Origin of the sequence: Sodaliphilus pleomorphus (assembly GCF_009676955.1) — a bacterium.
In the GTDB taxonomy this organism is placed as follows: Bacteria; Bacteroidota; Bacteroidia; order Bacteroidales; family Muribaculaceae; genus Sodaliphilus; species Sodaliphilus pleomorphus.
The window spans coordinates 2138128-2156361 of record NZ_CP045696.1 but is presented as its reverse complement, the minus strand read 5'-3'; the positions used below and the strand labels follow the sequence as shown (position 1 = coordinate 2156361).

Below are 18234 nucleotides of genomic sequence, written 5' to 3'. Positions count from 1 at the left end.
ATTATCTCGCCTCGGCAATATTCGGCACGCTACCAGCAAGTTACACAGCTACCCATTGCACATGACGCAAAATTGCACTAATTTTGCGCTTAGCTACAAGGCTGGAAACAAAATGGACTTTCGCACGACCATACACACAACCGACAACCAGGGCATCATGCATCACAGCGACAGCTACATGATGCTGGGCTCCTGCTTCAGCGACAACATGGGCAACAAGCTGCGTGCTGCCATGGTCGATGTCGACGTCAACCCCTTTGGCACCATCTACAACCCCTACAGCATCGCCACGAGCCTGGAGCGCCTCATGGCAGGCGAGAGCGAGCGCGGCATCGACCTCTTTGAGGCCGGCGGCGTGTGGAACAGCTATCACTTCCACTCGCGCTACTCGCTGCCCGACAAGCAGGCCACCCTCGAGAAGATGAACGCCCGCATCGCAGCCGCCCACCAGCGGCTGGCCACGTGCAACACGCTCATCATCACCCTGGGCACCGCTGTGGTATACCGGCTCAAGAGCACCGGCGAGGTAGTGGCCAACTGCCACAAGGTGCCGCAGCACCACTTCACGCGCACGATGGCCAGCGTCGACGAGATGACCGCCACGCTGGGCGCCACTCTCGAGCGGCTGCACGCCTTCAACCCCGGTCTGCGCGTGATTTTCACCCTGAGCCCGATACGCCACATTGCCGACGGGCTGCAAGTGAACTCGCTGAGCAAGGCCTCGCTGCGCGTGACCATCGACAACCTCAACCGAGCCTACAAGGACTTCACGGGCTACTTTCCCGCCTATGAAATCATGCTCGACGACCTGCGCGACTACCGCTTCTATGCGCCCGACATGGTACACCCCAGCGAGGTGGCCATCGAGTACATGTGGCAAGTCTTCCAGGCCACCTACTTCGACGACGCTTCGACTCAGGCCATAGCCCGCTGCGAACGCGTGACCAAGCGCTTGAACCACCGCCCCATGAGCAGCAACCGCGAGGTGGTGGAGCGCTTCAACGCCGACACCCGCAGCGTGGTGCGCAACCTGGCCAAGGAGTACCCCTATATCAAGAGAATAAAGGAAATACAAAACATACTCTCAGTACAATGAAGTATTCAATCACCGAAATTGCCGACATTCTTCACATCAAGGAAGACCGGCTAAATGACCAAGAGGCCGTGGTGAGCCAGCTGCTCACCGACTCACGCTCGCTCAACTACCCCAAAGAGACCCTGTTTTTTGCCCTCAAGACCAAGAACAACGACGGGCACAACTATATCGCGCAGCTCTACAAGCAGGGCGTGCGCAACTTTGTGGTCGACCACGTCGACGAGGTGACACGCGGCATGCGCGACGCCAACTTTCTGGTGGTCGACAACCCGCTCGAGGCCCTGCAGCAGGTGGCCATGAGCCACCGCCGCAAGTTCAACATCCCGGTCATAGGCATCACCGGCAGCCGCGGCAAGACCACCGTAAAAGAGTGGCTCAACCAGCTGCTCAAAGACGACTACAAGATCGTGCGCTCGCCGCGCAGCTACAACTCGCAGATAGGGGTGCCCCTCTCGCTGTGGGACATCGACGACAACACGCAGCTGGCCATCATCGAGGCCGGCATCTCGACCACGGGCGAGATGGGCAACCTGCAGGCCATGATAAGGCCCACGATAGGCATCATCACCAACATAGGCAGCGAGCACAACGACGGCTTTGCCTCGATGCAGGAGAAGGCGAGCGAGAAGTGCAAGATACTCACCAGCTGCGAGTGCATCGTGTATTGTGCCGACGACCCGCTGGTGACCAGCACCATCAAGCCGCTGCTCGATGTAGACGTGGCCCAGGAAATCGCCTGGTCGCGCACCGACGCCACGCGCCAGCTCTATGTCAAGAGCGTGGCCAAGACCGACAAGCAGTCGACGCTCACCTATGTGTACGGCGGCAAGCAGTGCCAGCTCACGGCCCCCTTCACCAGCGACCGCGACCTGGAAAACGTGGTAACCTGCCTGGCCGTGATGCTGCACCTGGGCATCGACCCGGCCGTGATTGCCCAGCGCATGAAGCGGCTCACGCCGGTGGGCACGCGCATCAACGTGATGGAAGGCGTGAACAACTGCACCATCATTGCCGACGGCTACACGAGCGACTACAACTCGCTCACGCCGGCACTCGACTTCATGTTTCGCCGCTCGAGCAAGCAGCACGACAACGCCGTGATACTGAGCGACCTCAAGCCCGACGTGTACAGCGACGAGGAGCTCTACATACGCGTGAGCGAGCTGCTGTGGGCCAAGAACATCAAGCACTTCTACGGCATCGGGGCCGACATGTGCCGCTACGGCAAGTACTTCAAGGGCATGGAGTGCCAGTTTTTCAAGAGCACCCAGGAGTTTGTCGACAAGATGTCGCAGGGCGACTTTGAGAACGAGACCGTGCTGGTCAAGGGCGCGCCCGAGTTTGACTTCGACCAGATCATCGACCTGCTCGAGGCCAAGCAGCACCAGACGGTAGAGGAAATCGACCTCAATGCCCTGGCCCACAACTTCAAGTTCTTCCGCAGCCTCATCAAGCCCACGACCAAGGCCGTGGCCATGGTCAAGGCCGACGGCTACGGCACAGGCAGCTACGAGATGGCCAAGACCCTGCAAGACTGCGGCTGCGACTACCTGGCCGTGGCTGCGCAAGACGAGGGTGTGGACCTGCGCAACGCCGGCATCACGATGCCCATCATCGTGCTCAACCCCAGCGTGGTCAACTACAAGTCGCTCTTCCAGTACCATCTCGAGCCCGAGGTGTACAGCATCATCGAGGCCCGCGAGCTCATCAAGGAGGGAGCAAAATACGGCGCCAAGAACTTCCCCGTGCACATCAAGCTCGACACGGGCATGCACCGCCTGGGCTTCATCAAGGAGCAACTGCCCGAGCTCATCGAGCTGCTGCACAGCCAGGACGTGATCAAGCCCGCCTCGATGTTCTCGCACCTGTGTGTGGCCGACGAGCCCGCGCAAGACGCCTACACCCACATGCAGCTCGACTACTTTGAGCAGTGCACCCAGGTGCTGCAGGCCGCCTTCAACCACCACATCACGCGCCACATACTCAACACCACAGGCATCGTGCGCTTTCCCGAGTACCAGTACGACATGGTGCGCATAGGCATAGGCCTCTATGGCATCAAGACCTGCTACGACGGCAGCGAAGACGCCCTCAAGCCCGTGGCATCGCTGCACTCGATCATCATCTCGCTCAAGGACTGGCCCGCAGGCACCACCATAGGCTATGGCCGCCACGGCGTGCTCACCCGCCCGTCAAGAATCGCGACGGTGACCATAGGCTATGCCGACGGCTACGACCGCCACTTCGGCAACGGCCATGCCCAGATATGGGTGAACGGCACGCTGTGCCCCACGGTGGGCAACGTGTGCATGGACGCCGTGATGGTCGACGTGACCGAGGCACAGTGCCAGGTGGGCGACCGGGTGGAAATATTCGGGGAGCACATCCCCATCGAGCGGCTGAGCGAGGCCCGCGACACCATCCCCTACGAGATACTCACCAGCATTTCGCCCCGCGTGAAGCGCGTGTACTACCGCGAGTAGCCACTCTGGCCGCTTTCACGCCCCGCCTGCCGCAGGGAGCGCCGACTAAAGAACACAACACAACGAAAAACATAAAAATGAAGCACATCTACAAACTATTGACACTACTGGCAGCCACAGCTGCCTTGGGAGCCCAGGCCGACACCTTCATGGCCGGCGGGCTCTATTACCAGACCACGGGCACCAGCCAGGCAGCTGTGGCCCCCGTGCCGCGCGGGGTGAACCAGGTGTACTCGGGCCGCTACATCATACCCGAGCAAGTGTACTACAACGGTGCCAACTACAGCGTGACGAGCATCGCCGACAGTGCCTTCTGCCACAGCCTGGCCACCGAAGTGCAGGTACCCAACACGGTGACCGCCATAGGCAACTACGCCTTTGCCTACGACGAGGCGCTCACCAGCGTCACCCTGCCCTTGAAGCTCCAGAAGGTGTCGACCGCCATGCTGGCAGGCACCAGCCTGGTCAACATTGCCGTGCCCGAGGGCGTGGCAACCATAGGCGAGTGGGCCTTTCAGTCGGCCAGCCTGCTGCACACCGCCCTGCTGCCCAGCACCACGACCAAGATTGAGGCCTACGGCTTCAACAACTGCCACAGCCTGGCCGAGATATACTGCGCCGCCCCCACGCCGCCCAATGCCACAGGCTGGGCCATATTCTCGGGGCTGAGCGGCATCGATGTGATCGTGCCCGACGACGACGCCGTCAAGGCCTATGGCCAAGATGCCGTGTGGGGCAACGACAGCACCTTCACGCTCTACCCCAACGAGGACCTCTCGGTGACCATGAGCGGCGAGCTCGAGCAGGCCGACGACCACTACATGCGTCTCGACCTGGGCAACAACCTGGCCTACAAAATCTACAAGGGCGATGAGCTCGTAGCCTACACCGCTGCCGACCACTACTACATCCCCATCGAGAGCCAGCCTGTGCAATACACCGTGTATCCCACCACCGGCATGGGCAACGATGCCGACCCCGTGACCGTGACCGTGCAGCCCACAGCAGTGCCCGCCATCGCCAGCGACAACGACGAGTGGACACCCGTGATACTGGCCCGCGACGGCGTGATCTACATCACCGGCGACAACCACGGCACGTGGACCCGCATCTACGACTGCTACGGCCAGCTCTACTATGAGCGCCCGTCCAACGACGGTGAGATTGAAAACCTGCCCCGCAACAAGGTGTATATCGTGATTGTGGGCAAGACGGTGAAAAAAGTGATGCTGTAATGATCAACCGCGACGACGAGAAATACATGCGCCTGGCCCTGCAAGAGGCCCAGGAAGCCATGCGGCACGACGAGGTGCCCATAGGGGCCGTGATTGTGAGCCAGGGCCACGTGATAGCCCGCGGCCACAACCTGACCGAGACACTCACCGACGTCACCGCCCATGCCGAGATGCAGGCCATCACCTCGGCCCAGACCTACCTGGGCGGCAAGTACCTCACCCAGTGCACGCTCTATGTCACCGTCGAGCCCTGCCTGATGTGTGCCGGCGCCCTGGGCTGGAGCCAAATTGCGCGGGTGGTGTACGGCTGCGACGACCCCAAGCGCGGCTACCACACCTATTGCCAGCAGCCCTTCCACAAGAAAACCGTGGTCGAGGGCGGCGTGCTGGCCGAGCAATGCGCGGCCCTGATGCAAGACTTCTTCAAGAAAAAACGATAAAACACCCCAACCTCAATGAAACACTTCACAATCATCACACTCATGCTGCTGTGCGCCCTCGCAGCCGGCAGCACAGCAGCACGCGGCCAGGAGAACGTGGCCACCCAGGTGGCCACCGTCTACCGCCCGCAGACCGACACCGTCGAGGTGCAGAGCGCCAAGATGAAACGCGGCATCAAAAACGTGGTGGTGGTGCCCGTGCAGTACTATGCCGGCCCCGCCAGCGAGCACTATCCCGTGCTCTACCTGTTGCACGGCGCCTGGGGCAGCTACCGCGACTGGCCACGCAAGGCCCCGCTCGAGCAGCTGGCCACCCAGTATGGCGTGATCATCGTGTGCCCCGACGGGCAAGACAGCTGGTACTTCGACTCGCCCATCGATCCCACGATGCAATTTGAAACCTATGTGAGCAAGGAGCTGGTGAGCTACATCGACAGCCACTACCGCACCTACCCCACCCCCTACATGCGGGCCATCGCGGGCCTGAGCATGGGCGGCCACGGCGCGCTGTGGCTGGCCTGGCGCCACCCCGACACGTTCAACTCGTGCGGCTCGATGAGCGGCGGCGTCGACATCACCAAGTTTCCTGGCAACTGGAAAATCAAGGACCGCCTGGGCAAGTATGAAGACAACCCCCAGCTGTGGGCCTCGCACGCCGTGATCAACCTGGTGCCCAGCCTGCAGCCCGGGCAGCACATCACCATCGACGACGGCTACGACGACATCTTCTACCAGGTGAACCTGGCCCTGCACCAGGCACTCATGGAGCGCAAGATACCCCACGACTTCACCATAAGGCCCGGCAAGCACACCTGGGACTACTGGGTGAACTCGCTCGACTACCAGATGCTGTTTTTCTCCAAGGCCTTCAAGGCCAACGCCCAGCACTGCCAGCAGGCCAAGTAGCGCGCCGGCAGGCACACCCGAGCCCTCACAAGGCCGGCACATGTCGCACAACCCGCCCCATGTGCCGGCCTTGTTCTTTTTTTTGTCATTTTGCCACTATACGTGTAAATTCAGGGGTGGATATTTGGGGAAATTCACAATATAATTATTATCTTTGTGCAGAACTTTAACATTTTGTCATAAAAACAAGATACACTAACCCCCAAGTATGGAAAACAAACGGCCCAAAATACTAATCATCTACACAGGCGGCACAATCGGCATGATTGAGAACGCCGAAAAACACACGCTGCAGCCCTTCGACTTCTCCCACCTCATCGACAACGTGCCCAAGGTGAAAATGCTCGACTACGACATCGACAACATCCAGTTTCACCCGCCCATCGACAGCTCCAACATGAGCCCCAAGCACTGGAGCGACATCGCCCACGCCATCGAGGACAACTACGACAACTACGACGGCTTTGTGGTGCTGCACGGCACCGACACCATGGCCTATACTGCCTCGGCCCTGAGCTTCATGCTCGACAACCTGGCCAAGCCGGTCATCATCACGGGCTCGCAGCTGCCCATAGGCGAGGTGCGCACCGACGGCGAGGAAAACCTCATCACCGCCCTGCAAGTGGCCGCCGCCACCGGCAAGGACGGCGAGGCTATCGTGCAGGAAGTGGCCATCCTCTTTGAAAACTACCTGTGGCGCGGCAACCGCAGCACCAAGATGAGCGCCGACAACTTCAACGCCTTCAAGAGCAACAACTACCCCGAGCTGGCCAAGATAGGGCTGGGCATCACCTTCCACAACGAGGCCCTCTACCGCATGTCGTCGCGGCGCCCGCTCAAGGTGCGCTACACGATGGACCCCAACGTGATGGTGCTCACCCTGCATCCCGGCATGACCGAGAGCACCCTGCAATACCTGCTCGACACGCCCGGCATCAAGGGCATCGTGCTGCGCACCTACGGCGCCGGCAACTGCCCGAGCGAGCCCTGGTTTCTCAACCTCATTCACAAGGCCACACAGCGCGGCCTGGTGATCGTGAACGTGACCCAGTGTGTGAACGGCGGCGTCAACGACACGCTCTACGAGACCGGCAGCCAGCTCAACCTGAGCGGCGTGATAAGCGGCCACGACATCACCTGCGAGGCCGCCTTGACCAAGCTCATGTATCTCTTCGGGCTGGAATTGAGCCCCGAGGAGGTGAAAAAATACATGAACTGTGCCATCTGTGGCGAGGTCTCGCTGTAAAAAAAAGCCTCACGTGGCAGAGAAATTAACAATTTATCTAAAATTTGTCTAAAAATATCGTTAAAAGGTGGCATTTTTAGTCTATATTTGTTATTTTCGCAAGTGAAAAGGGCGTGTTTACGTCCCCCTAACTTTGAATTTAATGAAGCCCGTCACCAATATTCTACTCATTGTAGCCCTAATATGCTACATTTTCCTGCCCTTCCAGGCCGTTGAGCCATCGGGGGCACTGTCGGGGTGGCAGTTCACTGCCAGCCTGATAACGAGAAACTTCAGCATAGGCAAGACCCTGTTTGCCCTCATTCCGTTTATCGCCTGTTTCATCGCCATCATGTTCAATTGCATGAAACACCGCTACTGGGGAGTGGCCGCCGGCCTGTTTATACTGGCAGGCATAGGCTTCTACATCATCGCCGCCACGCCTCACCAGATGCCCCTGCCCGACGACCCCGACATCATTGCCGACGTGCCCCAGGAGGGTGCCCCGGTCAAGGGTGTGGCAGCAGGCTACTACGTGAGCTACGCCATCATGTGGCTGGCGCTCATCTCGTGCATCATCTCGCTCATGCCCTTCAAGTTCAACACCGTGCTCGAGCGGCACATCGACGAGTCGTGGGAGCGCGGCATCAACCGCAGCCGCGTGGAGCTCAACAAGATGGGCAAGGAAATCAACCAGGAGCTCTCTCACCTGGAGAGCCGCTCCCGCAAGGCCAAGGGCGCCCAGTCCAAGCCCGAGACCCAACCCGAGCAGTCGGCCTTGCACAAGGGCTATGCGCCCGACCCGAGCAGCCTGCCCGCGACCCCGCGCAAGCAAGAAAACCCGCTCGACTACATGCCGCCCGGCAGTGTGCCCGAGCAGCAACAGGCCCAAGCCGCCGCCACGCCGCCGCCCTTCAAGGGCAGCGACAGCGACGACCCCGATGCCGCCTACATGCCCAAAGGCGACTACCAGCCTTGACATTACATGATTCCAGAAATCGAAGGGGGCGGCAGAGCCTCGCACCATGCGCCGAGACACAGCCTGCACTCACGTTGAACACACACATAAAGCAAACCGGGACCAGGAACATTTCTTCCTGGTCCCGGTTGCAATGTTGCCACAGGCATCGCCCGTGCTCAAGCCACCCGCCATGGAGCGGTGTGAGACGATGGCTTGAGCCGCGGCGTGGCGCCTTGTGCTATTTCACCACCTTGGCAGCTGTGGTAGAGCCGTCGGTGTAGCGGGTGATCACGATGTTGACGCCGCTGAATGGCGTTGCACTCTTTTGGCCGGCAAGGTTCACATAGGTGACACCTGCCACAGCCTTGGCGCTGTCGACAACATTCACGCCAGTAAGCTTGGTCTGGTCGACTTGAATGGTGGCCGAAGCGCCATTGGAAACCAGGTCGAAGCTGAGCGAGCGCTCGGCAGCCGACGAGTGGGCAGTGAGCGTGAGTTGCTTGCCCGATGCGGTCACCGACAGCCAGCTGAGCTCGGCCGGTGTAGAGCCCAGCTCGTAGCGATCGCCGTCGTACACTATCCACCACTTGCTGCAATCGACAGGCGATTGCACATTGATCTTCTGCGTTCCGCCCTCGGTCGCGAAGCTGAGGCGGGAAGTGTCGGGCTTGAGGAAGTTGTAGTAGCCCATGAGGCTCATGTAGATCGCGTTGCTGTAGTCGCGCAGAGCCTCGGAGGCCTTGTACCACGTGTCAAACTTGCGGCCGTTGCTCTCGATGTGGAACTTGATATAGGCATAGTTGTGGTCGGCGTCGTTGTTGGCCATCTGGCTGCACATGGCAAACTTTTTCACACTCACAGTGTCTTGGAAACCATTGACCTCAACAAGAATCTGCTGGTCGTAGACAAACGGGGCGGCCACCTTCTTGCCCTGGGCATCGGTCGAGTAGAACTTGAACGGAATCTGGTAGAGGCCGTCGAAGTTCTTTACATCGCTGGCCTTGGCCGTAGCGGTAGCCAGAGGCGAGGAGCTGAGCTGGTCCCACTTGTCGATCGACCACACGTTGAGGGTGAACTGGGCTGTGTCGGCAGCTTGGAAGTCGGTGAGGGGCACATAGATAGAATCGATGACAAACGGCGCTTGAGGAGCGGTGAAGAGGTTGCCCACTGCAATCTCGGTCACACCTGTGCCCCAAGTGTCGGCAACGCTGGTGCCGTACACATAGTTGTCGTGGTTGGGCGAGTCGTTGAAATAGGGAGCATAGAAGCCCTTGTGCACATAGTCGGCATTGCCCACACCCAGGTTCTCGCCCTGGTAGGGAGTGATGGTGCCGCCATACACGATGCCGCCGCGGTCCTTGTCGGTCTCATCGATCGAGAAGGTGTCGGTGCTGAAGGCATTGCTGGCCGTGAGCACGGGATAGGGGAAAATCGAGCCCTCAGAGTAGGGATTGGTCACCGCCGGAGCGGCATCGGTGAGCTCGATGGTGTTGGCATCGGTAGCGGGGTCATAGAAGTTCCACTTCACGCTCTCGGTATAGGCATTGCTGTTGTGGGTCCAGTTCACCGGCGTGTAGGCCGGCATGAGGGCAATGCTGTTGTTGAACACAAGTAACGAGGGGGTGAAATTGAACAGCAGTGTGCCCTGGGGCAGCATGTAGCTGGCCTCGGCCTGCGGGCGACCCACGTTGACACCGTCGACGGCCATCGAGTTGCCCGTCACAAAGGAGGCTGCTGTGTTGATATAGCGGAAGGCAAGTTTCACCTTCTTGCCATAATACTTGGAGATATCGACACCCACCGAGTGATACTTGAGCGAGGCCATCTCGTTGTAGAGTTCGCTGTCGCTCATGCCCTTGAGGAGCTCTTGCGAGGCCAGCCACAGGCGCGACCAGTTCTGGCCACCGTCTTCCGAGGCGAGCACCTCGAGGTCGCACTCCGCCTTGCTGTGGTCGTAGGCACGTGTGTTCCAGTCGTAGCTGTAGATGCTGCCCAGGTCAATCTCGAGCAGGAAGAAGAGCTTGTCGTTCTGGGCCACGGTGAACTCGGGTGTGATGAGCCACTCGTCGCTGGCAGCGCGCGGAATCTTGAGCGTGTCGCCCTCGCTCTTTACAATCTCGGCATCGTAGGGGAAGTGAATGAAGCACTCCTTCTCGCCATCGGTTGTGACAGCCGTCCAGTAGCCGTCGCCGGTGTAGGTCGCCTGCCACGTGTTGTTGATGTGGTGATCGAGCATGAGCTGCGTGGGCTTGTTGCCGTCGGTGTTGATCTCGGTCCAGCCGCTGGGTATCCAGTCCTGAGCCTGGCCGTCCCAGCCCTCAAAGCCCTCATAGAACGAGCTCGAGCTCTCGCCGGCACGGCGGCTCACACGGCTCTCGGGAGCCGGCGAGGGCACGCCGTTGCGCACCACCTGCTTGTAGACGCGGCCCTGGGCATCTTTCACGGCACGCACCACCACGCCCTTGGCCACCTGCCGCTGGGCAAGGACTTGGGTCACCGGCGCCTGCTTGAGGGCGCTGCGCAATGCCGTGGAATGATTGACTGTGGATGGCGTCACCCTTGTGAACGCCTGCTGGCTTGCCTGGACCGTGCCCATGGCAAGCACTGCAGCAGCTGCTGCACAAAATAGATGTAATCTTTCTCTCATTACCAATGTAGGTTTAATAGGTTGTAACGATAGATAAGTAAAAAATGAAAAGGTCGTTAAAAACACTCAGGGAAACTAATCTATACCCGACAAAGCCCCCACGACGATGTCTCTCACACTCAACGTCTCACGGTTTTTATCTTCCATAGGTCGGTTTTCACAATACAAAGATATATAAAAAAACCGTTTAGCGGTTGCAAAACACAAATATTTTGGTCATATTTCTAACAAATCCAAATTCTTTCGACCTCCAGAAGAGCCTATGTGAAACGAGAGACCACCGCATCGGGCAGAAAAACAATTTTTGCGGTGTAATGGCTGTGCACTATCTTTGTATTTATGAAAAGGAGTGGAATGATACGTGCAAACAGCTGTCAGTCAATATATCTACACGGAGCAACCGGCTCTTCTTGCGGATTTTAGGCTTCATCATCATTTGTACAGGGCATTGTGTTAATGAACATTAAAATCGGGGTGGGAGCTATTTCTTTTTTATATATATTTATTTTAGTAGATGACAAAAATTGAAATTATGCTGTTAAACATTTAATTTTCAGTTGATTAAATTTGCAAAAGTCCCTGAAATTTAGTAATTTAAAGGAAAAGTTTGGCGACTTTTCTCCATGAAAACTACTAATTCCAAGGACTTGGTCAAAGTTAACCAAATCCTCCCGATTATGCAAGAGCACTTTGGACAAAGTATGAATCTAGCACGCATAAAACTTATGTATTCTGTTTCATATTCTACGGTTCGAAGTTTAGGGACAAAGTTATCCCTGCCGCCTGCCAAAAGCTGTCAGGCGATAACAAAAAATGAAGATATGTTTTTGAACCGGGTCTAAGCCTTCACCGATGCGACCAACACCACCTTGTAGGAATCACCAAGAGATTCATCTGAGGAAATACCCCACATAATATTGATGTCAGGATTGACTTCTGACAGCGTGTCGGTGATTGATGACAACCCTGACATTTCGGGCTGTCTGTTACCGAAGCGGAAACCAACTAGTAATTCATCTACCTTATCAACCTTACAAGGCAGGGCGTTGACGGCTTCGTTAAAAGCTTCGCCAAGGTCGGCGTTAACTCCTGATGTCACATAGCTTTCTCCCTCGGTGGAAAGCACACTTGCAACATCATCCTTATCAAGTGTAATTAAGCCCTCCGACTCAATGATGCGGTCGAGTTCCTTGATGTCGCCATGAACGGGATAACCGTTCCAGATTGTGATTCCGTTGTTCATTGTATTATACTTTAGAGTTTAGTATTTCGATTGCCTTTTGTGCGTCGGCATCCGTGATGCCGACAATGGGATTTGTCTCAATGTAAAGGTCGTGCTGAGCCGGGGAGAAGTCGTCGAGGTCGTCGATTATCACGTAATCGGGGCGTCCGTACTTGTCAAGCCAACATTCGATATCCTCGCCACGCGAGATGTATGTGGCGCCGCAGGGGATAGTGCCGATAATCTCGCCAGGCAACTCCCGCACCTCCCACATCATGCGCAGACTGCCGAGACGATGGGCGTAACGCCACGATGAGGAAATGACAATAGCAGCATCGGTATTATCAATAATCAAACGTAGATTCTCAACAGCGCTAGGGTCGAAAAGCGGCCCCCACGCGTCCTTGTTCGGCTTACCTTCGACGGCAAGCCGCGCCTGATGCCGCTCGGTGTTGAGCACTCCGTCGAAGTCAAGAAATATTACTGGGCGATTCATCAGTTTTTCTTTTTAGCAGCCCGGGCCGGGTTCGAACCGGCAGCCCAATGCATCCTTGTTCGGCCTACATCCGACGGCAAGCCGCGCCTGATACTGCTCAGTATTATTGATACCGCAGGTTATCATTATGCCGTCCGTTGTACTGTTTATTTATGTGACGTCTTGAAAATGTTGATGAATTCATTAATCATCAACAGTCTACAGGATAATGGTGCCTTATTCCGTCAATGATAGAGTCCACGTATTCAGCTCGTTTCATTTTTGTGTTATTAGGATGCCAAGTGTCTACCAGTAAAATACCACTCGGAGATTCGTATATGGGGGCTTTTCCAGATTCTCCACCAATCTTTTGAGACTCCTTTGCAAAATCTTCTGCCTCGAATAACGAGAATGTATTCCCGAAAATGATAACATCAGGAGCATAGCACTCAATCTGCCTTATTAGAACATTCTGCCACTTTTCAAACGCTTGTTGCATTGAGCCTGAACGTGATTCCGCAGCGTATTTGTTGATATTGATATAAGCAATACCTTTGAGCATGTCAAGCATTTTGTTGTTTAGCCTCGGCATATCATTAAAATGTTTACCGGTTCTGATGCCATATAAAGTATACATCATAACTTGCCATGTGGGGCTGTTTAAGGTTTGCTCTAATGATTCGTAGCCGTCCCAGATATCCCAGTCCGTTCCTTTTCCATATGCTTCTTTTAGTATCCACATAATTTTAGGTGCTGATGCGCAATAAGCATTTATATCTGAGATGCCATCTAAAATCAGGTTAGACGAATTTTCAGATGGCGAATCAATGGCTGTTCTACGAATTTGATCGTGTAGTTGAGCCTGAATATGTTCTAATTCCGTCGGGTTCATACTAATTAGATTTTCTTTGATTCAAGATAATATTGCATACTGATGCTGCGGAATTTGCGGCTATCAAAACCGTATTTTGAGCTGAAAGCATCTGAGATAGCATCCATGCCATCTCCAAACTTTAGTGGATCTGATGAGGTTTTTACAGAAACTTCAACTGACATTCCGGTTTCAAGTTTCAGACCGTTTGCGTTACCGCATTTCTTCACTGTTACTCTCCAAAGTGCCATAGTGTATAGTATAAAGTGTTTTGTCATTACGTCTCTCACGGTGAGCCGGATACCGGTTGTGTAATAAAAAGAGGACACAACACTCTTCTGGTTCTCTCTTTCGGTAAGGCTCTGGTAAGCCTGGAATCAAGATTGAAGCAAAAGCAGCCTGCGTCCTCAGGTAAGGATACACGGATTGCCGTTGACTTCCATCTTATGATTCCTTGTAGAATTTACCAGATTTTACTGAATCGGATGGGGTCATTGCAAGATGTGCAATATCTTATGTAGTTCTAATCTGTCTGTTTCGTATTTTCGCGTTTAGGTGGTTAATATTGCAAATTTACGAATTATATTTTGAACTGTAAAGGATTATCGCAGGTGCTCGCTATGTTTTACAGCACAAAATTACAACACGCTACTGCCAAAAGCAGTCAGCAGTGCAAAAAACTTCCAATTATTTTAAGCCTCTGGTTTCTGAATGTCATCTGGCAGTTCCGCAATTTTGGCAATAAGCAGCTCGGCACGACGCTTCACTTCCTTCATGTCGGGGAACGTCTGGAAGTCGAGCTGGAACAACGATTTGTCCTTAGGCTCATACCACCAGTAATCGCCACGATACATTTCTCCATTGTCAACGTCCAACAATTCAGACACTTTTGCATGATACGCAGAGTCCTGTGTGGCAGTGACGATATAGAAAAGTACCCGTTCATCGTATATGCCAATAGATACCCACAGGTCAGACCTCTTATAATCAGCCTCATTCCACAGGCAGACATATCCGCGGTAATATTCGTCCCATTCTGCGCAATCAGCGCCTTGAATTTCGCCGGCTTCTACTGAGGTAATCAACTGTTTGCCACTATCAAACGGAACTCTATTGAGTTTTTCGGCTATAGCTTTTACAGCTGTCGCATCCTCATCCGGAATTTCCCGGCCAGTCATAATCAAGTTTAAAATATCAAGAATATATGATGGCTTCGATTTATTTTCTGATTCTTTCTTATTCAGTAGCAGACTCAAAAGATTACTACTTCCCGGCTCAAGGTATTCTGAAGATACACGATAGCGAGGCTCTGCACCTTTTATACATTCGATATCTACATCAAAAACACTTTGAAGCATATTCCGGATACGGTAAAAGGTGCGTTCGGGAATTTCCTTATCCGTCCAATCGTTCGAGGTTGAGTTGGCCCATTTTTTGCTCAACTCTTCTCTTGTGATGCCTCTGGTAGATGCCTGAATAATTTCATTCATGGCCCAGATGGCTCGTTTTAGTTGTTTTTCAATCATTACTTTAGATCTCTATTATATTAGGTGAGTTAAGTTTTGAATAGTCATCGATTATTATCGCTCCGTTGGAGGATATGGTGCCGTTTTGTTCGGTTATGCCATGTTGGCGATGGATATGACCGAAGAGATGCGCTTTGAGATGCAAGTCGGACAGCTTCATAAGTATCTCTTCCGACCCATAATTGATGTCATCGTCGAAATCGAGTATGCCGTATGCCGGTGAATGTGTTATCAGCACGTCGGTGTCGGTCGGGATATTGGCGTAATTGCGCGTCTGCCTGTCGCTGATGCAGTCTTCTGTAAACATAGGCACACCATAGAACTTCAATCTGTCTATTTCGATGCCAGAATTGCAAAGATAGTGGACATTTTCGTCAAGACCATTGATATTTGCCCCATACAGGCATGAGTCATGGTTGCCGCAGATGAATATCTTGTGGCGATACGGCAGGTCGCAAAACCAGTTGAGAAAGTCTAGTGCTTCCCGCTTCTCTCCAACCATACAGAAGTCGCCCGAATGAACCACAACGTCAGCATCCGGCAGATTCCTTAGACGATGATGCGCGCCGTGCGTGTCGGAAAGATGGAGTATTTTCATGATTAATACTGTTTTTTGCAAAGATAATAAATTTCACTGACAAATAATGGCAGTAGTAAATACTAATTTTGCGCCATCACCCCAATTTAATTACAACTATGACTTTTGACGAACTACAGCACACATTAAACAAATCCGTGATCTACTTTGGTGTAGGCTCGAGTCTGGGCTACTGCATAGCCAACTATTGCCTGCTACGACATGCTATGTTTTTGCACTCGCAACTGGCTTTCTATGCTCTTTGCATCTGATTTGCACATGGGTCATAGCATTAGTAGAAGAATACAAACGCTTAAAAGCACAAGAAAATGAAAATTAAAACATTTCGTGAATACCTCAATGATTGTCAGGTTCTTGGCCAATATCTTATGGAATCAATGAACCCGGGTCCTCTTGCGTCTGAAAAGCGCGAGAGCATCGATCGCAAGGAGCGGCAATTCTGGGAGGAGACATTTGCGCACAGCTCACCCGGCGACTGGCGTGGCAGACTTTACATACTGAATGATACGGGTTTCATGCGCGGCTTTGCCGACCACGCTGGGCGCGAACACGATGCCGACCGCATACAGCTATGCTGCCGCCTGATAGATGGTGCCACTGCCAACATATGTCTGGACGAACGAGCCCGCCGAATGCTCAGCCTCCACTTCAAGGTTCTCGAACAGAACATAACCAAGTGAGATGACTGAATAATACAAAGATATGAACAGAAAGTTTAACAGTCTCAAAGAAGTGTCGGATTGCGCCCACGGCTTAATCCGTGATAAAAGTGAGAAAGAACTCAAGGCTTTAAACCCGTTTGAACTGCTGGAGTGGTTTATTGCTTCACAAAGATATGTGGCCGAGAAAGCGATAGAAATCATAAATGATACTGGCATTAAAGTCGAAAATAAAAGTCTCAACATAAATGTTGCGTGTTTCTATTTTGATAATTATTACGGGGGGATATTGTGGTAAACAACAAATAATTGTAGGAACCCAGAAAATGTTTGCCAGTTCTTATAATTAATTTCCTTTAGTAGATGACAATAAATGAAATTATGCTGTTAAACATTTAATTTTCAGTCGATTATATTTGCAAAAGTCCTTGAAAATTAGTAATTTAAAGGAAAAGTTTGGCGACTTTTCTCCATGAAAACTACTAATTCCAAGGGCTTGGTCAAAGTTAACCAAATCCTCCCGATTATGCAAGAGCACTTTGGACAAAGTATGAATCTGGCACACATAAAACTTATGGCGTTGCTGCTCCACGCACTCTGTGTGGTGCAGACAGTCAGCCTCCACAAACTTGCTGATGCGATGCCTACGGCTGTCGACAGGGATTCCAACCTCAGACGTCTCCAAAGATTCTTTGCCAAGTATGTTCTTGACCTTGACATAATAGCCCGTATGATTTTCTCGCTGCTTCCTGTCAAGACCGGTCTTGTGTTGAGCATGGATCGCACCAACTGGAAGTTCGGAGAGTTCAATATCAACATTCTTATGTTGGGCATCACCTATAAAGGTATTGCCTTCCCATTGATATTCAGCCTTCTTCCTAAACGTGGCAACTCCAGCTGGAAAGAACGCAGGAAGATTATGGAACGTTTTATCCGTCTTTTCGGAGCGGGATGCATCGACTGTCTTGTAGCAGACCGCGAGTTCATCGGAAAGGAATGGACAGGATGGCTCAACAGCCGTCGCATACGGTATTATATCAGAATACGTCAGAACTTCTGGATTGTCAAGCCTTCCACCGGTGAGAGAATCCGTGCCTGGTGGCTGTTCAATGATTTGAAGGTCGGTCAGGAGAAATTCTTCCATAAGCTCTTTCTTCACAAAGGCGAGTATGTCTATCTTGCCGGAAGCCGAATCAAAAACTCCGATGGAGTTCCGGAATTGCAGATTCTCATATGCTTCAACCAGCCCGAGGGCGCGATTTTGACATACAAAAAGCGTTGGGAGATAGAAACGGCCTTCAGAGCCATGAAATCTTCCGGCTTCAACATCGAGGACACCCATATGCGTGATATGGAGCGCATCGCGAGACTTGTCGCGATGGTCTGCATGGCTCTTGTATGGGCGTATCTCGTTGGTGAACATAAAGATATAAATATTAAACCGATAAGGATTCTGAAACATGGAAGAAAGGCAAAGTCGCTTGTCAAGTATGGTTTGGAGGAGATTGCGACCATACTTCTGCGTCCGGCTTATACTCCTAAATTCGATGTTTTCAAATTTTTGTCATGTACTTAATATATTTATATATATTTGCAATATAGAAATCGAAGCTCGGTTTTAACTCAAATATCTGGACAGAAATTAACCAAACAGACTCAACATTTTTAAAATTATACAATAGACTGTATGAAAAAAAAGTATTTACTATTAATTTTATTAGCAATGCTGCTTGTTCCGCAGACGGGATGGGCGGTAAGTTTCACCATCAACAACTTGAATTACAAATCAATCAGTTCCGATGAGGTAAAAATCGAACAAAGTCCTTCGGCAGGGGGGATATTGTTATTCCAAACGCTGTTACCTATGATGGGAAAACCTATAAGGTAACA

At 53.1% G+C, this 18234-nt stretch carries 18 protein-coding genes; 11 read left to right on the top strand and 7 right to left on the bottom strand.

Annotation, left to right across the window (positions count from 1 at the left end; all coding sequences use genetic code 11):
* Positions 1 to 112: 112 nt before the first annotated feature.
* The 7 genes from GF423_RS08635 (at position 113) to GF423_RS08605 (ending at position 8364) form a co-directional block, all read left to right on the top strand.
* A complete protein-coding gene (locus GF423_RS08635) occupies positions 113 to 1096 on the top strand; it encodes a GSCFA domain-containing protein (protein WP_206113196.1) in 984 nt (327 codons plus the stop codon).
* Positions 1093 to 3579, top strand: coding sequence for a bifunctional UDP-N-acetylmuramoyl-tripeptide:D-alanyl-D-alanine ligase/alanine racemase (locus tag GF423_RS08630; protein WP_154327965.1), 2487 nt, complete (start codon positions 1093 to 1095; stop codon positions 3577 to 3579). Before GF423_RS08635 ends, GF423_RS08630 begins: the two co-directional genes overlap by 4 nt.
* Before the next feature lie 77 nt (positions 3580 to 3656).
* A complete protein-coding gene (locus GF423_RS08625) occupies positions 3657 to 4814 on the top strand; it encodes a leucine-rich repeat domain-containing protein (protein WP_154327964.1) in 1158 nt (385 codons plus the stop codon).
* Complete coding sequence (locus GF423_RS08620) at positions 4814 to 5254, top strand: nucleoside deaminase (RefSeq protein WP_154327963.1); 441 nt, start codon at positions 4814 to 4816, stop codon at positions 5252 to 5254. Before GF423_RS08625 ends, GF423_RS08620 begins: the two co-directional genes overlap by 1 nt.
* A 15-nt stretch (positions 5255 to 5269) precedes the next feature.
* On the top strand, positions 5270 to 6160 hold the full coding sequence (locus GF423_RS08615; protein ID WP_154327962.1) for an alpha/beta hydrolase: 891 nt from the start codon (positions 5270 to 5272) through the stop codon (positions 6158 to 6160).
* A gap of 208 nt (positions 6161 to 6368) precedes the next feature.
* Positions 6369 to 7406: an asparaginase gene (locus tag GF423_RS08610; RefSeq protein ID WP_154327961.1), complete on the top strand. Its 1038-nt coding sequence runs from the start codon at positions 6369 to 6371 to the stop codon at positions 7404 to 7406.
* A gap of 133 nt (positions 7407 to 7539) precedes the next feature.
* Positions 7540 to 8364: a hypothetical protein gene (locus GF423_RS08605; RefSeq protein ID WP_154327960.1), complete on the top strand. Its 825-nt coding sequence runs from the start codon at positions 7540 to 7542 to the stop codon at positions 8362 to 8364.
* Positions 8365 to 8584: 220 nt separating this feature from the next.
* Here the strand turns inward: GF423_RS08605 and GF423_RS08600 are convergent, their stop codons facing one another.
* The 7 genes from GF423_RS08600 to GF423_RS08570 all read right to left on the bottom strand — a co-directional run bounded on the left by GF423_RS08600 (position 8585) and on the right by GF423_RS08570 (position 15685).
* A complete protein-coding gene (locus GF423_RS08600; protein ID WP_154327959.1) occupies positions 8585 to 10993 on the bottom strand; it encodes a choice-of-anchor J domain-containing protein in 2409 nt (802 codons plus the stop codon).
* 838 nt (positions 10994 to 11831) lie between these two features.
* Positions 11832 to 12236 carry an FtsZ/tubulin family protein gene (locus tag GF423_RS08595; protein WP_154327958.1) on the bottom strand — a complete coding sequence of 135 codons (405 nt, stop codon included), beginning with the start codon at positions 12234 to 12236 and terminating at the stop codon, positions 11832 to 11834.
* 4 nt (positions 12237 to 12240) lie between these two features.
* Positions 12241 to 12711: an HAD domain-containing protein gene (locus GF423_RS08590; protein ID WP_154327957.1), complete on the bottom strand. Its 471-nt coding sequence runs from the start codon at positions 12709 to 12711 to the stop codon at positions 12241 to 12243.
* Between the two features lie 190 nt (positions 12712 to 12901).
* Entirely contained in the window at positions 12902 to 13582 is a 681-nt protein-coding gene (locus tag GF423_RS08585) for a uracil-DNA glycosylase family protein (protein ID WP_154327956.1), read from the bottom strand.
* A 5-nt stretch (positions 13583 to 13587) separates the two neighbouring features.
* Positions 13588 to 13812, bottom strand: coding sequence for a DUF6140 family protein (locus GF423_RS08580; RefSeq protein WP_154327955.1), 225 nt, complete (start codon positions 13810 to 13812; stop codon positions 13588 to 13590).
* A gap of 441 nt (positions 13813 to 14253) precedes the next feature.
* On the bottom strand, positions 14254 to 15087 hold the full coding sequence (locus GF423_RS08575; protein WP_154327954.1) for a hypothetical protein: 834 nt from the start codon (positions 15085 to 15087) through the stop codon (positions 14254 to 14256).
* A 4-nt stretch (positions 15088 to 15091) separates the two neighbouring features.
* Positions 15092 to 15685: a metallophosphoesterase family protein gene (locus GF423_RS08570; RefSeq protein WP_154327953.1), complete on the bottom strand. Its 594-nt coding sequence runs from the start codon at positions 15683 to 15685 to the stop codon at positions 15092 to 15094.
* Between the two features lie 308 nt (positions 15686 to 15993).
* Between GF423_RS08570 and GF423_RS08565 the strand changes: the two genes are divergently transcribed.
* The 4 genes from GF423_RS08565 to GF423_RS08550 all read left to right on the top strand — a co-directional run bounded on the left by GF423_RS08565 (position 15994) and on the right by GF423_RS08550 (position 18232).
* Positions 15994 to 16365: a hypothetical protein gene (locus GF423_RS08565; protein ID WP_154327952.1), complete on the top strand. Its 372-nt coding sequence runs from the start codon at positions 15994 to 15996 to the stop codon at positions 16363 to 16365.
* A 22-nt stretch (positions 16366 to 16387) separates the two neighbouring features.
* Positions 16388 to 16642, top strand: coding sequence for a hypothetical protein (locus GF423_RS08560; RefSeq protein ID WP_154327951.1), 255 nt, complete (start codon positions 16388 to 16390; stop codon positions 16640 to 16642).
* 174 nt (positions 16643 to 16816) lie between these two features.
* Positions 16817 to 17920: an IS4 family transposase gene (locus GF423_RS08555; RefSeq protein ID WP_154327950.1), complete on the top strand. Its 1104-nt coding sequence runs from the start codon at positions 16817 to 16819 to the stop codon at positions 17918 to 17920.
* A 111-nt stretch (positions 17921 to 18031) separates the two neighbouring features.
* A complete protein-coding gene (locus GF423_RS08550) occupies positions 18032 to 18232 on the top strand; it encodes a hypothetical protein (protein WP_154327949.1) in 201 nt (66 codons plus the stop codon).
* Positions 18233 to 18234: the final 2 nt, after the last annotated feature.

Bases quoted from the DNA above. Each gene is read 5' to 3' on its own strand.
- GF423_RS08585 (WP_154327956.1), bottom strand. From the start codon at position 13,582: ATGAACCCGACGGAATTAGAACATATTCAGGCTCAACTACACGATCAA.
- GF423_RS08635 (WP_206113196.1), top strand. From the start codon at position 113: ATGGACTTTCGCACGACCATACACACAACCGACAACCAGGGCATCATG.
- GF423_RS08595 (WP_154327958.1), bottom strand. From the start codon at position 12,236: ATGAACAACGGAATCACAATCTGGAACGGTTATCCCGTTCATGGCGAC.
- GF423_RS08630 (WP_154327965.1), top strand. From the start codon at position 1,093: ATGAAGTATTCAATCACCGAAATTGCCGACATTCTTCACATCAAGGAA.
- GF423_RS08555 (WP_154327950.1), top strand. From the start codon at position 16,817: ATGAAAACTACTAATTCCAAGGGCTTGGTCAAAGTTAACCAAATCCTC.
- GF423_RS08565 (WP_154327952.1), top strand. From the start codon at position 15,994: ATGAAAATTAAAACATTTCGTGAATACCTCAATGATTGTCAGGTTCTT.
- GF423_RS08620 (WP_154327963.1), top strand. From the start codon at position 4,814: ATGATCAACCGCGACGACGAGAAATACATGCGCCTGGCCCTGCAAGAG.
- GF423_RS08590 (WP_154327957.1), bottom strand. From the start codon at position 12,711: ATGAATCGCCCAGTAATATTTCTTGACTTCGACGGAGTGCTCAACACC.
- GF423_RS08610 (WP_154327961.1), top strand. From the start codon at position 6,369: ATGGAAAACAAACGGCCCAAAATACTAATCATCTACACAGGCGGCACA.
- GF423_RS08575 (WP_154327954.1), bottom strand. From the start codon at position 15,087: ATGATTGAAAAACAACTAAAACGAGCCATCTGGGCCATGAATGAAATT.
- GF423_RS08600 (WP_154327959.1), bottom strand. From the start codon at position 10,993: ATGAGAGAAAGATTACATCTATTTTGTGCAGCAGCTGCTGCAGTGCTT.
- GF423_RS08580 (WP_154327955.1), bottom strand. From the start codon at position 13,812: ATGGCACTTTGGAGAGTAACAGTGAAGAAATGCGGTAACGCAAACGGT.
- GF423_RS08570 (WP_154327953.1), bottom strand. From the start codon at position 15,685: ATGAAAATACTCCATCTTTCCGACACGCACGGCGCGCATCATCGTCTA.
- GF423_RS08560 (WP_154327951.1), top strand. From the start codon at position 16,388: ATGAACAGAAAGTTTAACAGTCTCAAAGAAGTGTCGGATTGCGCCCAC.
- GF423_RS08550 (WP_154327949.1), top strand. From the start codon at position 18,032: ATGAAAAAAAAGTATTTACTATTAATTTTATTAGCAATGCTGCTTGTT.
- GF423_RS08615 (WP_154327962.1), top strand. From the start codon at position 5,270: ATGAAACACTTCACAATCATCACACTCATGCTGCTGTGCGCCCTCGCA.
- GF423_RS08625 (WP_154327964.1), top strand. From the start codon at position 3,657: ATGAAGCACATCTACAAACTATTGACACTACTGGCAGCCACAGCTGCC.